15 protein-coding genes are annotated in these 15,097 nt (G+C 68.5%); 8 read left to right on the top strand and 7 right to left on the bottom strand.

What is annotated here, in order from left to right:
• Nucleotides 1–44: 44 nt before the first annotated feature.
• From ACIBO2_RS24585 to ACIBO2_RS24575, 3 genes are all read left to right on the top strand, one after another.
• Nucleotides 45–2,042 (top strand): GxGYxYP domain-containing protein, encoded by a 1,998-nt coding sequence (locus ACIBO2_RS24585; protein WP_397299481.1) that lies wholly within the window; start codon nt 45–47, stop codon nt 2,040–2,042.
• 67 nt (nt 2,043–2,109) lie between these two features.
• A complete protein-coding gene (locus tag ACIBO2_RS24580; protein WP_358545380.1) occupies nt 2,110–3,018 on the top strand; it encodes an alpha/beta fold hydrolase in 909 nt (302 codons plus the stop codon).
• A gap of 9 nt (nt 3,019–3,027) precedes the next feature.
• Nucleotides 3,028–3,636 (top strand): TetR/AcrR family transcriptional regulator, encoded by a 609-nt coding sequence (locus ACIBO2_RS24575; RefSeq protein WP_358545379.1) that lies wholly within the window; start codon nt 3,028–3,030, stop codon nt 3,634–3,636.
• Nucleotide 3,637: 1 nt separating this feature from the next.
• On the opposite strand, the gene ACIBO2_RS24570 is transcribed toward ACIBO2_RS24575, so the two are convergent.
• Nucleotides 3,638–4,180: a hypothetical protein gene (locus ACIBO2_RS24570; RefSeq protein WP_358545377.1), complete on the bottom strand. Its 543-nt coding sequence runs from the start codon at nt 4,178–4,180 to the stop codon at nt 3,638–3,640.
• 200 nt (nt 4,181–4,380) lie between these two features.
• Here ACIBO2_RS24570 and ACIBO2_RS24565 point away from each other — a divergent pair, with 200 nt between their 5' ends.
• Nucleotides 4,381–5,766, top strand: coding sequence for a hypothetical protein (locus ACIBO2_RS24565; protein WP_397299477.1), 1,386 nt, complete (start codon nt 4,381–4,383; stop codon nt 5,764–5,766).
• A gap of 65 nt (nt 5,767–5,831) precedes the next feature.
• Here the strand turns inward: ACIBO2_RS24565 and ACIBO2_RS24560 are convergent, their stop codons facing one another.
• The 6 genes from ACIBO2_RS24560 to ACIBO2_RS24535 form a co-directional block, all read right to left on the bottom strand.
• Nucleotides 5,832–6,227 carry a hypothetical protein gene (locus ACIBO2_RS24560; RefSeq protein ID WP_397299475.1) on the bottom strand — a complete coding sequence of 132 codons (396 nt, stop codon included), beginning with the start codon at nt 6,225–6,227 and terminating at the stop codon, nt 5,832–5,834.
• Between the two features lie 49 nt (nt 6,228–6,276).
• Nucleotides 6,277–6,669 carry a hypothetical protein gene (locus ACIBO2_RS24555; protein ID WP_358545374.1) on the bottom strand — a complete coding sequence of 131 codons (393 nt, stop codon included), beginning with the start codon at nt 6,667–6,669 and terminating at the stop codon, nt 6,277–6,279.
• A gap of 72 nt (nt 6,670–6,741) precedes the next feature.
• Nucleotides 6,742–6,867 carry a hypothetical protein gene (locus ACIBO2_RS24550; protein ID WP_358545373.1) on the bottom strand — a complete coding sequence of 42 codons (126 nt, stop codon included), beginning with the start codon at nt 6,865–6,867 and terminating at the stop codon, nt 6,742–6,744.
• 382 nt (nt 6,868–7,249) lie between these two features.
• Nucleotides 7,250–7,594, bottom strand: coding sequence for a hypothetical protein (locus ACIBO2_RS24545; protein ID WP_397299470.1), 345 nt, complete (start codon nt 7,592–7,594; stop codon nt 7,250–7,252).
• Between the two features lie 130 nt (nt 7,595–7,724).
• Nucleotides 7,725–9,188, bottom strand: coding sequence for an MDR family MFS transporter (locus tag ACIBO2_RS24540; RefSeq protein WP_358545369.1), 1,464 nt, complete (start codon nt 9,186–9,188; stop codon nt 7,725–7,727).
• Between the two features lie 229 nt (nt 9,189–9,417).
• Nucleotides 9,418–10,062 (bottom strand): helix-turn-helix domain-containing protein, encoded by a 645-nt coding sequence (locus ACIBO2_RS24535; RefSeq protein ID WP_358545368.1) that lies wholly within the window; start codon nt 10,060–10,062, stop codon nt 9,418–9,420.
• A 76-nt stretch (nt 10,063–10,138) separates the two neighbouring features.
• On the opposite strand from ACIBO2_RS24535, the gene ACIBO2_RS24530 reads away from it, so the two are divergent.
• From ACIBO2_RS24530 to ACIBO2_RS24515, 4 genes are all read left to right on the top strand, one after another.
• Nucleotides 10,139–10,585: a VOC family protein gene (locus ACIBO2_RS24530; RefSeq protein WP_358545366.1), complete on the top strand. Its 447-nt coding sequence runs from the start codon at nt 10,139–10,141 to the stop codon at nt 10,583–10,585.
• On the top strand, nt 10,582–11,592 hold the full coding sequence (locus tag ACIBO2_RS24525) for an aldo/keto reductase (RefSeq protein ID WP_397299465.1): 1,011 nt from the start codon (nt 10,582–10,584) through the stop codon (nt 11,590–11,592). Before ACIBO2_RS24530 ends, ACIBO2_RS24525 begins: the two co-directional genes overlap by 4 nt.
• Nucleotides 11,593–11,714: 122 nt before the next feature.
• On the top strand, nt 11,715–13,508 hold the full coding sequence (locus tag ACIBO2_RS24520) for a serine/threonine-protein kinase (protein ID WP_358545363.1): 1,794 nt from the start codon (nt 11,715–11,717) through the stop codon (nt 13,506–13,508).
• Entirely contained in the window at nt 13,505–15,094 is a 1,590-nt protein-coding gene (locus tag ACIBO2_RS24515) for a serine/threonine-protein kinase (RefSeq protein WP_397299462.1), read from the top strand. Before ACIBO2_RS24520 ends, ACIBO2_RS24515 begins: the two co-directional genes overlap by 4 nt.
• Nucleotides 15,095–15,097 lie beyond the last annotated feature (3 nt).

The raw sequence follows: 15,097 nt of genomic DNA, 5'->3' as shown, positions 1-15,097 counted from the left end.
ACGATGTCAGTCCCGGTCCCTCCAGTAAGGAGCAGCGATCGCTGATGGTGTCACGACGTACTTTCCTGTGGGCCAATGGCGTGGTCCTCGCGGCCGGCGGCCTCGGAATCACCCTCCCCAGCCCGGCCGCCGCCACAACTCGAGTCCCCCTTCTGCCGAACTTCGGCCGTCCCACCCGGCTCGATGTCGCCGACGTCAGCACACTTCACGGAAACGACCAGCTGCTGCTGACCACCCTCCAGGGAATCGTCAACCGGCGGCAGCCGCGTCTCTACTTCAACTACGACAGCGCCAATTACGACCTGCGCTGGCTGTCCAGCACCGGCGCCGCCGTAACGCGCCATGACCAGCCGCTCGACCTCGTCGCCCGCTACAAGAACGAGGTACGCGGAGCGATCGTGCACGACCCCGCGGTGCCCGATTCCGTGAATGTCGCCACCACGCTGGCCGGGCTGGAGAACGCCGTCGCTGCCACCGCCGAGCAGGCGAGCCAGTACGGCCTCAGAATCATCACCGACCTGCGCGGCCGTTTCAAAGCCGACGACATTCTGGGGACGTACCGATGGCAGCTCGACCACCTTTTCCCCCGCTGCACGCACGCGCTGCTCACCGGACTTCCGCCGACCAGGACGGTACGCGTGGACGGCGTTCAGTGGCGCGAGATCGCCCGCGAGAGCGAGCGCGTCCGTGACTCCTCCAACAGGGCGGTCCGCACCTTCGACCTGAGCCAGGAGCTTTCCGGCCAGGACGGCGTGTATCTGCGTTTCCAGGATTCCCTCGGCGACGACGGCTGGGGCGCCTCGGTCGGCTCGGTGAAAGTGAAGGCCGACGGCAAGGAGATCGTGTCCTTCATCCCGGGTACGGAGGCCGAGGCCCCGTACCTGTTCGACGGCCTCAATTCTTCCATCGGCGGCGACGCCAACCGTTTCTCCGACGGCGGCGGCTACTTCATCTACCGATTCGTCGCACCGGCCGGGACCCAGCAACTCCTGGTCGAGGTCGACCTGTGGAACCAATACCTGGTCACGGCCGCCACCACCGCGCCCACCCGGGTGGAGCCCTTCCCGTATTTCCGCGACTACGCGGCGGCGATGCGCGCGATGGTGTTCTGGCTGCCGCCCTCGGGGGAGACGGGCAAGTTACTCGACGAGATTCTCAGCAAGGTGAAGCCCACCACCCCTTACGCGGGCTGGTTCTCCAATGACGTGGCGGGCGAATGGGGCGGCGTGGACCGCACCTCGCAGCACGCCGTCGAAGTGGTCCCCGCCGACTACTACATGAACGCCACCGTGCACGCGGGCGTCGCCGCGAAGGTCTCCGATCGCGTACGACCGAGACCGGCGGCCACGTTACGCAACCGCGTCTACCTCACCCTCACATTCGGCGAGGGCGACAACATCCAGTACTGCCAGCGCAGAATGCGCGAACTCTGGGACGACCCGAAACGCGGCGCCGTGCCGGTGAACTGGACCGTCAGCCCCCTGCTGGCCGACATCGGCCCCGCGCTCCTGGCGTACTACCAGCGCACGGCCACCGCCAACGACCTGCTGATCTCGGGCCCCTCAGGTGCCGGCTACACATACCCGGGATCCTGGCCGGCCAAGGACCTGGACGCCTACACCGAACTCAGCGGCCGCTTCCTGCGCGACACCGGCATGGACCTGGTCTACGCCTACAACTATCGCAACCCGGAGAACACCGGCTGGGTGGCGTTCGACGAGCGCATCGCCGGCTCGTACCGAAAGAACACCCCGGTGCGCGGCATCATCCAATCCTGGGAAAGCGGCGACCTGCGGATCCGCCCGGCCGGCATCCCGCTGATCGGCAATTTCTCCCCCCAGGGAAAGGCCCAGGAATATCGCGACACGCTGCTGAAGCACATCGAGGGCTGGGACGGGAAATCACCGCTGTTCATCGCGGGCGCGATCAACGCCTGGAACTGGGCGCCGGCCGACGTCGCCGAGCTCGGCACCCTGCTCACCGACCCCTTTGAGATCGTCCGCGGCGACACGTTCTTCAAACTGCTGAACGACGACTTCTAACGACGCGGCGCCGCCTCGCGGGGGCCGTTTAGGATACGACTGTATCCATTCGGGAGATGAGGTCACCATGCGCATTCCAGACCGGCCATCCGCCTTTGCCAGCGACTCTGCCCGTGACAAGTACTACGCCGCTTACGACCGGATGCTCGGCGAGCTGTGGCCGGTGCCGGTAGACGCCATCGATGTGGAGACCCGTGCCGGCAGCGTGCGGATCCACCGGGCCGGGCCCGCCACGGGAAACCCCATCGTCCTCGTGGCCGGCTCCGGCGGGAACGCACTGGCCTGGTACCGCTACATAGAACCGCTGGCACGCATGCGTCCGGTCTTTGCCGTCGACCCGCTCGGCGAGCCCGGCCGCTCGGTCCAGAGGCACCCGCTCGCGACCGGTGCCGAGGTCGGCGGCTGGCTCACCGACGTTCTGGTCGCGACCGGTGCTGAGCGCGCACATGTGGTGGGTGCCTCTTACGGTGGCTGGATCGCGGTGGAACAGCAGCTCGGCGGGGGCGGCCGGGTCGCGGCGCTGACCCTGGTGGACCCGGCCGGCTTCGCGCCGATGACCGGGCGGTTTCTCCGGTGGCTCATCGTCGGCGGTATGGCCGCCCTGCTTCCTCGTGCGCCGCGACATCGTGTCGCTGACGCGGTGGGCAACGGCACGCTACGCGAGGACGCGCTGATGAAGCTGGTGGCGGCCGGCCGGTCTTTCCGCCGGCGCCTGCCCATCCCGCCCGTCTACACCGATGAGCAGGTGCGCGAGCTGTCCGTGCCCATACAGGTGCTGCTGGGCGCCCGCAGCGCGATGCACGACGCGCAGGCGATGGCCGCGCGGCTGGCCGAGGTCGCGCCGTCGTGGCGGGTGGAGATCGTGCCCGGCACCGGACACGCGCTGCCCGTCGAAGCTCCGGACCTGGTCGTCGAGCGGATTCTTGCTTTTCCCGGCCAGGTACGGCTCGGCATCGCGACATCGAAGCACAGCTAGGAAATCGACATGCCCAAACAGGTAGACCATGATGCGCGACGGCGCCAGTTGACCGAGGCGCTGCTGCGCATCGCCGGCACCCGTGGCTTGCAGGCAGTGTCGATGCGTGAGATCGCCGCCGAAGCCGGGGTTTCGCTGCGCGTCGTCCAGTACTACTTCACCAACAAGCAGGCCCTGCTCGAGTCCGGCCTCACCGAGTTGGGTGCCCGCATGGACCGCCGGGTCAAGCAGCGGGCCACCGCTGCCGCGGGCGAGCTGACACCGCGAGGCGTTTTCGACGCGGTCCTCGGCGCGGCTCTGCCCTCCGACGAGCAGAGCCGCCTGGACTCCATGGCCTGGACCGCGTATTACACGGCCGCCCTCACTGACCCGGCGCTCGCCGCGGTCGGGGTCACCCTGCCCAACGCACTGGAGAACTTCCTCACCGTACGGTTGACCGCCGCGCAGCAGGCAGGGGAGATCACCCCCGATCGTGACCCGCGTACCGAAGTCGCCGGCCTGCTGGCCCTCGTCAACGGCTTGACCTCCAGCGTCCTCAGCGGGCAGCGCAGCCGCGAGGCCGCCATCGAGATCATCGGCTACCACTTGGACCGCCTGTTCGGGCCGACAGCGGCTTGACCTAGCGGATCCCCCTTTGACGCATACGTTGTGTGCCGCAGTTGCCGAAGCTCGTCGAACCGCCGGTGGCCTGGACACTGGAAGCTGACGACTTTTCGTTGACGCGTAGGTTGCTGACATACCCATTGAAGGCGACGCAGACATCCTTGGCCTGCGCTTTCACCGGACCCGCGTAGTACTTGTAGGCGTCCTCTTCCTCGAACTTGTCTGCGGCGCTGCTGCCGGGGACCTTGACGAACAGGGTCGCCCTGGTCAGGGTGGGCTGCCCCACGAAACTCGACTTGATGGTGACGACGCAGTTCTCCCCGGTACGCGCGTTGTAGAGCAGGTAGACATAGCCCCGGACGATGCGCCCCTGGTCGGTCACCGTCTGGGTGCCGCCCACCACCTTCCCGAAGCCGCTGCCGCACACCCGCTCAGGCGTGTACCCGCTCTCCGCGGTGGAGGCAGAGGCCGGCAACGCGCTGAGGGCGGTCGCGAGCAGGGCCGCTGCGGCGAATCGTGCCGTGAGCCTGCTCATCTGCTCGTTGTCGATGAAGCTCATGCTCAGTATCTCCTTGGGTACGGTCGGCCGGAATCCTTGGCAAAAGGTGCGGTATTTCGGAGGCTGGCGGACGCGGCAGTTGTCCGGAACCGGTTCGGCGTGAAATCGCTGGTGAAGTCCGGACAATGAGTTGTCCGCGGACAATCGTTCTGTTCAACTGATCATCAGAGAGGGAGGGAAGCGGGAGGGAGGCGACCGCGATGAGCGGCCGGGTGGGCAGGCCCCAGGGCAGGCCGAGAGGGAGCACGGAGCAGGCGAACGCGCTGGCGCAGTTCCTGCTGACGCTGACCAGCGGGATGACCGTCCGCGAGCTCGCCGGGCGCTACCACGTGGGCAAGACGCTCTGGGGCGAGTACCGCTCTGGCCAGAAGATCATCCCGCTGGAACTGCTGCGCCGGCTGGTAGAGGACCGCACACCGGACGAACGCACCCGCCAGGCACGCATGGAGACGGCCGCGCGGCTGCACCAGGCGGCCCTTGAGGGACCACTCCAGACGCCCGCTCCAGCGGCCTCGCCGTCGATCACCGGACCCTCGGCGGCGCCAGAGCCCGCAAACGCCCCGGAGCCCATAAAGGCCCCAGAGCGCTCACGCCCCCTGACACGCAACATGCTCAACAGCGGTGGAGCCGGAATCGTGGTCCTCGCGGTGCTCATGCTGCTGCTCGGATTAGCCCCGGCGAGCAGCATGGACACCGCCGCGAGCGCGCCGGGCACCGCCGAAGTCGGCGATGCCCCAACGGCCGCTCCGCTCACAGGCACCGGCGTGTTCGCCATCGGACCAGGTGGCCGTGGCATCTTCCAATGGGACGCGACCCGGTGGACCAGGATCGGCGCCGCCGCGAAGCAGCTCTGGTCCGGGCCCGCGGGCCTGTTCGCGACCGGGATGGACAACCTGCTCTACGCGTACGGCGGGCGTCCCGGTTTCTGGTTCCCCATCGGCGAACCAGGCGGCGACCTCGCGGTCAGCGGCACACATGTCTACCGGCTGGCCGCGGACCGTCAGGCCGTACACATCTGGGACGGACACGGCACGTCATGGACCCAGATAGGCGGCCCGGCGGCGCGGTTGTACGGCGGTGAGCCGGGCCTGTTCGCGACCGACCCGAACGACGGCCGGATCTTCACCTACCTGGGCCGCCCCGGCCAATGGGATTTCGTCGGGACGGCGGGCGCGGCGTTCGCACTCACCGACCGGCACCTGTACGGCCTCACCCCGGAACGGACCACGGTCAACCGCCGGCTCGCGGGAGCGCGACCACTCTGGGCCTACGCGGCGGGCCCGGCCGACGACCTGTACGGAGGCGCCGCCGGCCTCTTCTCCACCGATCCGTCGCGCGAGCGGCTGCGGGTCCTCACTGAGCCGGGGACCGACGCCAAGAACCAGAACTGGCAGGACATCGGCCCAGCGGGCGCGGAGGTGCGGGTCGGCCGGCAGGAGGTGTACGTCCTGACCCAAGACCGCTCGGAGATCCTCCGCTGGTCCCGCGACACCGGCGCCTGGCGCCGCATCGGCGGACCCGCCCGAACTATGACGGTGTGGGCAGCACAGGATGACCTGGGCGCGGGCCGCACCGGCAATCCGTGAAGCCAGACGATCGCGATGGCAGATCCGTCGGCATGGCCCACGACAGCGCGGTGTTCATACCGCTGCTACCAGGGACAGGTGCCGAAGGTGACCATGTCGATGTTGCCCTTTATGGCGCCCCAGACCTTCTTCTTGCCTTTCACCCCGGGCTTGACTCCGATATTCGTGCACGAAGTGACGTGTGTGACGGAGTCCGTCGTCCACACCTTGATGCGGTTCTTTTCCCTGCAATGATTGTTGAAGTAGAACGTGGTGGACTCCATTCCAGGAGACCAGGAGATGTTGAACCTCTTCCCCTTGGGCTTGTCGCACTTGTGGGACTTCTCGCGAGCGGCCACCTGAGACGCGTTCGTGGCGGTGGTCGTCTCGCTCGGAGCCGAGGAGGAGGCGCTGGCGGGGCTCGTCGTGATGAGGCCCGCGGCGACTGTCACGGCGGCTGTCACACCGGTGACGCGGCGCATAGGCGATATTCCTTTCGTATTCTCAGTCATTCGTGGGGCGTTGAGAGACTCACGGCCAGTACGGGCACTTGCCGAAGTCCACCTTCATGAGGTTCTGGTAGTAGATTCTGTGCAGCTTCTTCCTCCCCTTGGTTCCAGGATTGACGGTGATGGCCTTACATTTCATGCCGAGCGAGGCGTACCACACCCTGATGCGGTTCTTTTCCTTGCAGTGGTTGTTGAAGTAGAAGGTGGTGGACGAGGGCCCGTCACGCCAGGAGATGTTGAACGTGTTTCCCGTCGGCTTGGCGCACTTGCGGGACTTCCGGTGAATGCCCAGCGCGGACGCGTTCGTGGGTGGGGCGGTAATAGCCGAGTCCGAGGCCGAGGCGGCGGCGGATGGCGTCGCGATGAGGCCCGCGGTGATGGTCACGGCTGCGGTCACGCCGATGGTGCGGCGCATGGAGATGGTCCTTTCGTCGATTCCATGGAGCATCGAGCGACCTGGCGAGTTCGAGGACGCTCTTGATGTAGATCAGCGGGTGTGCGGCCAAGGGCGGCCGTGGGCACGGTGGAGCCTGGTGGTCCACGCCGTCTTCGGGTCGCGCGCCTCCATGCGGCGGGCGATGGCGATCAATGTGCCGATACCGGAAATGATCACGCCCGTACCCTGTGATCTCCTGCGAAGCGGTTCGGGACCGCTCGGCGAGCGCGTCGGAACGGTCAACGCCTTTCGGCGGCCCGCCGGTCTCGCGAAGTCGTCGATCTACCCATCCGCGACGGCCGATCACCGACAGGCGAGAGATTTCCTGACGCCGCCGGCCATCTCACTGTGAGACGTGGTCGGCTGGTCGTAAGTCGCCGTGCGATGGATCTGTTCATGATCAGGCGGCGGGCCTGCTCGTCGTCCGATCGCGTTGCCCGGCCCGCTTCCCCGCCTTGGGCGTTCGCATGTAGCCAACAGCCTCACCCTTACACGCCGCGGGTGTCTGCGCAAAATTACCCACAACCCCCGCCGATTCGCTCAGACGATGCTGCCACTCCTAACCGCGGCCGACCTCCAGGGCGGGGCACCACAGCGCCTGTTCCCGGGCGCCGACCCGGCCGCAGAACCCCACCTGCGACGGCTGGCCGAGCCCATCCACGTGCTGGACGGAGATGAGCTTGTCCAGCGGAACCTGACGATCGACGTCGCCGCCAAAGTCGATCATGCCGCTCTCCCCGTCGAGCGCCTTGTCGCCGTGCACGTCGCTGATGGCGTGCCAGACAGCCGCCGAGGTCAGGGGCATGCCAGGAGCCTCCTCCCGCAGCTGTTTGACGGCGTTGACGTAGAGCCTGACGGCGTCGAAGGCGAGTGACGCGTGACCGTCCAGCGAGGAGCTCGCCACCTGGCCGCATTCGTCGGGGGCCCGTTACCTGGTCGACGGCGTACGCTCGGCCGGGCAGGGCGGCTTTTACCGAGCGTACGGCGAGATCAGGCGCCTGCTCTGACCCCCGTCCTTGAGTTCGCTACCGCCGTCACGCGTGCATCGGCCGCTCCCCGTGCTCACCGGCGCCGTCCGCGCGGGCCGGGAGAAGCACAGCGGTGACAATCACGGCCACGGACAGCACCGCGCCGATGATGAAGGCCAGCCGCATGCCGTCGAGGGTGGCGAGCACCTGCGTGACTCCCTCGGATCTCAGGCTTTCGGCTCGCGCGCTCATCACGGTGACCACGAGCGCGGTGCCGATGGCCGCGGAGACCTGCTGCAGCGTGCTCAGGATGGAGCTGGCGTGGGAGTAGAGCGGCGGGGGAACCGCGCCGAGCCCGATGGTGAACACCGGGGTGAAGGTCGCGGCCAGACCCACCATCAGCAGCGCGTGCAGGCCGAGGAGCTGCCAGAACGGCATGGTCATCGTGATCTGGGTGAAGCCGGCGAGCGCGAGCGTGATGCCGATCGCGCCGGGGACGACCAGAACCCGGCCGCCGTACTTGTCGAACAGCCGGCCGACGATCGGACCGAGCAGCCCCATCGCGAGGCCGCCCGGCATCACGAGGAGCCCGGTCTGCAGGGGGGTGAGCAAGCGGATGTTCTGCAGGTACAGCGGCAGCAGGATCATCGAGCCGAGCATCGCCATGAAGGCCACGGACATCATGATCAGCGCGACCGTGTAGGTGCGGTGGCGCAGGGTACGCAGGTCCAGCAGCGGCGTGCCGCGCTTCTGCAACGACAGCTGGCGCACGACGAAGACGGCGATGGCGAGCAGGCCGGCCGCCACGATCGCGGCGGCGACGCCGACGTCACCACCCTCGAACCGACTGAGCCCGAAGACAAGCCCGCCGAAGCCGGCCGCCGCGGTCACGACGCTCAACCAGTCGATGGTGCTGAACTCGGTCTCTCCGACGTTCTTGAGCTGCTTCAGGCCACCCCAAGTGATCAAGGCGGCGATGGGCAGCACCACGGCGAACAGCAGCCGCCAGGACCCGAATTGCAGGATCACCCCAGAGACCGCCGGACCCATCGCCGGCGCGACGGAGATGGCCAGGGTGACGTTCCCCATGACCCGGCCCCGCTCCTCCTCGGGCACCACCTGCATCAACGTGGTCATCAGCAGCGGCATCATCACCGCGGTCCCGGACGCCTGGATGATGCGGGCGCCGAGCAGCACCTCGAACGACGGCGCGACGGCGGCCAACGCCGTGCCGGCCAGAAACAGGCCCATAGCGGTGGTGTACGCACTGCGTGTGGACACCCGCTGCAGGAACCATCCGGTGATCGGGATCACCGCGGCCATGGTCAGCATGAAGGCGGTCGAGAGCCACTGCGCGGTCTGCTCGGTGATGTGCAGCGCGTCGATCAACCGAGGGATCGCATTGATCATGATCGTCTCGTTGAGAATCACCACGAAGGTGGCGAGCACCAGCAGCCGGATCACGGCCGGGGTGCGACCCGAAACGGCGGTCGCGGTTTTGGCGGGTGAGTCGAGCTCTGGGCTGAACACGGCACCTCTATCTGGGTTGTCGGACATGATGTGGTCATCGGGCTCACACGATGTTGTGGTCACGCAAAGACTGACCGGCACCACCGACAAAACTCATCGCCCCCGCCCCAGCATTCCGGTGAGTGATGCGAAATGTCACCCGGTTTTCACTGGCGGCCGATGACGATCTCCAGATCGTGGTCAGTGTGACGTCAAGCCGCTCAGCAGCCGACGTCGGTTCCCTGGGCGCTCACCGCTCCGGGGCCGACCGGCCGTAGAGCATCGCGGTCCAGGCATTGGTGAGGACGTCGATGAGAACCTCCTCGTTGTCGAAGGGCGGCACCCCGGCCGCGGCGAGGTAGTAGAGGCGTTCTCCCAGCCAGGTCAGTGAGGCGGCCACGGCGCGTACATCGGCGTCGCCGAGCTGCCGGAGCGCCTCCGGGTCGGATCGGATGCGGGCTGCGGCGGCCTCGGTGAACAGGTCCATCTGTTCAAGCCACAGGGCCCGCAGGCCCTCGTCGGAGCCCCAGCTCTCCACGATCGCCATGAGGACGCCCGCGTTGGCGCGCCACAGCCGGGCGCCGTCGCTCACCCCGGCCCGGAGCGCGGCCGCCGGGTCCTGCTGCCCGTCGATCCAGGGCTGCGCCGCCTGCTGCCCCTGCGTCACGGCTGCGCGCACCAGCTCGCCGAGTACGGCCTGCTTGCTCGGGAAGTAGAAGTAGAAGCTGGCCCGGGAGACCTCGGCGGCGGTCAGGATGTCGGCCACGCTCAGGGCGTCGAAGCGCCGCTCGCTCAGCAGCTCGCGCGTCGCCGACATGATGCGCTCCCGAAGCTCCGCGGCGGCCGGCGCGGCTCCAGATCGGCGGGCGGAGTGTGCGGTGCGCTTGGCGGACATGCGACCCAGCTTATGACCGCCTTGTACGGACGATGCGTCTAGACGGCATGTCCAGACACTGTGTATGGTCCCGGTTATGGCACACATAGCAATCCACCTGGTCGTCACCGACCCCGACCACGCCGCAGCCTGGTACGCCGAGGCTCTGGGCGCGCGCGAGACCAATCGCATCACTCTTCCCGGCGGCCGCACGCTGACCGTCGACCTCCTGATCGGCGACACCGTCCTCGCGGTAGCCGCGGAGATGCCCGCGCTGGGCATGCGTTCCCCGGCCGCCCTCGGTGGCACCTCCGCCGCCTTTCACCTTCCTGTCTCGGATGTCGACGCGGCCTGGGCACGAGCGCTGAAGGCGGGAGCCACGGTCTTCGAGCCGGTGCACGACGCCTTCTGGGGTGAGCGCACCGGCCAGGTGCTCGACCCGTTCGGGCATCGCTGGGCGCTGGACCAGCACATCCGGGACGTGCCGCACGACGAGATCACCTCCCGTGCCGCGGAGCTGTTCAGCGGATCGGCGACGGCGTGAGGTACCGCACGCTGGGCGCGAGCGGTCTGCGGGTCTCCGAGCTGATCCTGGGCGCCATGACCTTCGGCGAGCAGGGAGGCGTCGGCGCGCCTTTGTCGGAGTGCCGGCGAATGCTCGACCTGTACGCCGAAGCCGGCGGCAACATGATCGACACCGCCGTCAACTACCGCGACGGGGCGAGCGAGCAGATACTCGGCGAGCTGCTGGAGGGCCGGCGCGAGTCGTTCGTGCTCGGCACGAAGTACACCGTCTCACGCGACCGCGCCGACCCCAACGCGGCCGGGAACCATCGCAAGAACCTGCGGGCATCGCTGGAGACCAGCCTGCGCCGGCTGCGCACGGACTATGTGGACGTCTTCTGGGTGCACATGTGGGACCGCGCCACGCCGATCGAGGAGACCATGCGTGCGCTGGACGACGCGGTCCGGGCGGGCAAAGTGCTGTACGTGGGGATCTCCGACGCCCCCGCCTGGATCGTGTCCCGGGCGAACACTCTGGCGCAGTGGCACGGCTGGAGTCCGTTCATCGGTCTCCAGGTGCCGTACAACCTGCTCCAGCGTGACATCGAACGCGAGCTGCTGCCCATGGCCGAGTCGCTCGGACTGGGCGTCACCGCGTGGAGCCCGCTGGGCGGCGGCGTGCTGTCCGGCAAGTACACCCGCCCCGATGGACCCGCGACCGGTGGCCGGCTCAGCGCCGAATCGCTCTCGGCTCGTGACCACGCCGTCGCCCGCGTGGTGCAGGACGTCGCCGACGACCTCGGTGCCACGCCCTCGCAGGTGGCCATCGCCTGGACGGCGAGCCGCTCCCACGCCGTCCACCCCATCGTCGGGGCGCGCAGCACCGACCAACTCCGCGACAACCTCGCCGCCGCCGACCTCACCCTGCCGCCCGAAAGCATCGGCAGTCTGGAACAGGCCACCGGCTTCGCGCTGGGATTCCCGGGGGACTTCATCGACCAGACGTCCTCATGGGTCTTCGGCTCGGCGCTCGTCGGCCCCCGCTGACAAACGCGCTCGCGGTTCTGGAGCCTGCGGGCGCCATGAGCGCCAGGGGGTGAGCTGGGCCTTTGTCCGCATGACGGCGCCACTCTGGCCGGTAGGTTGAACGACCATTAGCCTGTGCGGTGATGAGCGTTGAAGGGCTGCTCGCAGGCGACCCGAAGCACGTCGGACGCTACGCGTTGACGGGACGGCTCGGGGCCGGCGGCCAAGGCATCGTCTACCTGGCCAGCGCGCCGGACGGCGCCCAGGTGGCGTTGAAGGTGATCAACGCCGAGGTGGGTTCCGATGCCCGCCGCCTGTTCGAGCGCGAGTTCGCCATTCTGCGGCGCGTCTCCAGCTTCTGTACGGCGCAGGTCCTCGACGCCGATGTGACGGCCGACCCGCCGTACATCGTCAGCGAGTACGTCGCCGGTCAATCCCTGCACGCCTTCGTCGCCGAACACGGGCCTCTCGCCGGAGCCGAGCTCGACCGGCTCGCGGTGGCGACGGCCACGGCCCTCATCGCGATTCACCGGGCGGGCATCGTCCATCGCGACTTCAAACCGCAGAACGTCCTCCTGGGGCGCGACGGTCCACGCGTCATCGACTTCGGCATCGCCCGCGTACTCCAGGACGGTGCCGCCCTCGCCAGCGCCCAAGTGGGCACTCCCCGCTACATGGCCCCCGAGCAGATCCGGGGCGAGGAGTTCGGCCCGGCCGCCGACATCTTCGCCTGGGGCGCAACCATGGTGTACGCCGCCACCGGCCGCTCCCCGTTCGAGGCCGGCTCGCTGCCCGCCGTCCTGTATCGCGTGCTCAACGAGCCGCCCGACCTCGGCTCCCTGCCAGGTCATCTCCGCCCCCTGGTAGGACGCTGCCTCTCCAAGGAGCCCACCGACCGTCCCACGGCAGCCGAACTCCCGCTGTCCATCATGGATCTCGGCGTTGGCTCCCCAGCCGAGCCGCGTCCTGCCGTACGAAAACCAACGAGACGGGCGCGGCGCACGATATTAGCGTCGAGCGCGATCGCCACGGCCCTCATCCTGGCGGGCGGCGCGCTCTGGTGGGCGAGAACAAACGAGACAACGACGACGGTCACGGAGCCCGCGACGGTCACGAAGTCCGCGACGACCAACGAGCCTCCGGGATACTCCCAAGCCGCGGCAGGGGCGGCACGAACGGCCTTCGAGGCCTGGTACAGCCTCGACTACACCGACTACGACGCCGGCGAGCGCCGTACGCTGGCACTGCTCTCCGGGACGGCGGCGCAGGACTACCAGCATCTGGTCGCCAACTCCAAGAACGCGGTGGTGGCCGCGAAGGCGAAGCAGACGGCGCGGGCGACCGCCGTGGGCATCGTGTGGGCGTCGCCGCAGCGGGTGTCGGTCATCGTCACCGGACTCAGCGCCATCACCCGCAACGGAACCCCGACGAAGTCGGAGGATCCGCTGCTGTTCGCCGAGATGGTCCCCTCAGGCGCGGGCTGGAAGATGGACTACGCGCGAACCACACCGTCCGGCTCCCCGGCTCCGGCCGACGCCGCTTGGCCCACCGCGCAGGTACGGCAGATGGTCACCGACGCCGCCCACTGCCAGACCGAGGCGTTCATCAATGGGCCCCGCCTGGAAGAGCGTCCGGACTTCTTCGATCGTTGCACCACGGGACGGGCCGAGCAGTGGTGGCGAGAGCTGGCCGCGGTCCCCGACGCTCAGGTTCCCGCCTGGTGGACCTGGCAATACCGGGAGATCGGTACGGCCTTCGAACGCTTCGACGGGCCCGACGTCGCGACCTTGATCCACCTCGGCGACTCGGCCAAGGCCCCTGACCACGAGGTGGTGGCGTACCGGCTGTACCTGCGCCGGGTCGACGGGCGATGGAAGCTGGAGGACGTCACTTCGCCGAAGGACAATCGATCCATGTTCGAGCGGCGTACCAAATGAGCCTGCCCCTCCGCCCAGGCGACCCGGAACGCATCGGACGCTACCGGGTGCTCGGCCGACTCGGCGCGGGCGGCCAGGGCGTCGTCCTCCTCGCCACGGGGGCCGACGGACGGCAGGTCGCCGTGAAAGCGCTGCCCCGGATCTCCGACGAGGCCGCCCGGCATTGCATGGCGGCCGAGCTGGACCTGCTGCGCAGGGTCTCCGGGTTCTGTACGGCCCAGGTGCTCGACGCCGATCTGACCGCCGACCCGCCGCACATCGTCACCGAGTACGTCCCCGGCCCATCTCTGGCCGAACTCGTCCGGCAAGAGGGCCCCCTGCGCGGCGGAGCACTGGAACGACTGGCCGTCGCCACCGCCACCGCGCTGACCGCGATCCATCGCGCGGGCGTCGCCCACCTCGACTTGTCCCCCCGCAACGTGATCATCGGCCCGGACGGCCCCCGCGTCGTCGACTTCGGCCTAGCCCGCGCCGTCGGCGGCCCCACCACGAACGCCCTCATCACCGGCACCCCCGCGTTCATCGCGCCCGAGCAGCTGGCCGGACATCCACCGGCTTCCAGCGCCGACGTCTTCTCATGGGCCGCGACGCTCGCCTACGCCGCGACAGGCCGTCCTCCTTTCGGTGACGACGCGGTGCCGACCGTCGTCTACCGCGTACTCCACCAGGAACCCGACCTGGGCCCGGACACGGAACTGGACGGCTTCCTGCGCGCGATCCTCCAGACGTGCCTGGCCAAGGACCCAGCCCTCCGCCCGTCAGCCCAGGACCTCCTCTATCACCTTGTCGACCGCACCCCACTGAAGCCTGCCCAGGTACCGGCGCCGGTCCGGGCGCGTGGCTGGAGGCGGGGATGGATCGTCGCTGTGGCGGCAGCCGTACTGCTCGCTGGTGGACTCGGTGCGGCGATATGGAGAGGATTGCCCGCCGACGTTGGCAGACCGGCGAGCCTGGGGAAGAGCGATGGTGTCCTTGCACCGCCACCGCTCTACGCCCTGGAGGCCGGGGCAACGGCCCGGACCGCCTACACGATCATCAACAGCTTCGACTACAAGACGCTCGACAAGGACCTCCGGGCAGTGGATGACGCGACCACGGGACGTGCGGGCGTGGAGTACACCGGCCGCCTCCAGGACCAGGCGCGACAGATCCGCGACGAGAAGATCGTGCAGCGGGCGGTGGCATCTGAGAGCGGAATCGTCGCCGCGCGGGCTGACCGGGTTGTCGTACTGGTCTGGGGCCAGATCAACACGACCAAGGGTTCCACCTCCGACTACCATCTCGGCGGCGTGGTCATGGAGATGCGCAGCGTCGGAACGGTGTGGAAACTGGACCACGTCTGGCCGCCGAGTCCGCAGCCGGATTCGGCCGAGATGACGACGGGGGAGTGGCCGTCCGGCCGGACGACGACGCTGCTTTCGGCCCCGTCGGGCAACGGTACGCGCGCCATCGCCCTGGAAGCGCTCACCGCGGCAGGCGCACGGGTGTTCCGCCTCGGCACGGACGGGACCGTGTCCAGGCTCAACCTGGTCCCCGACGGCAGCTCTTTCCGGGTCGAGAGCAGCCGGGAGCTTGGCGCGTCCTGAGCC

Origin of the sequence: Nonomuraea sp. NPDC050022, from assembly GCF_044460705.1 — a bacterium.
Lineage (GTDB): Bacteria > Actinomycetota > Actinomycetes > Streptosporangiales > Streptosporangiaceae > Nonomuraea.
The sequence above is the reverse complement of the archived record's forward strand: the minus strand, read 5'-3'. Positions and strand labels throughout refer to the sequence as shown.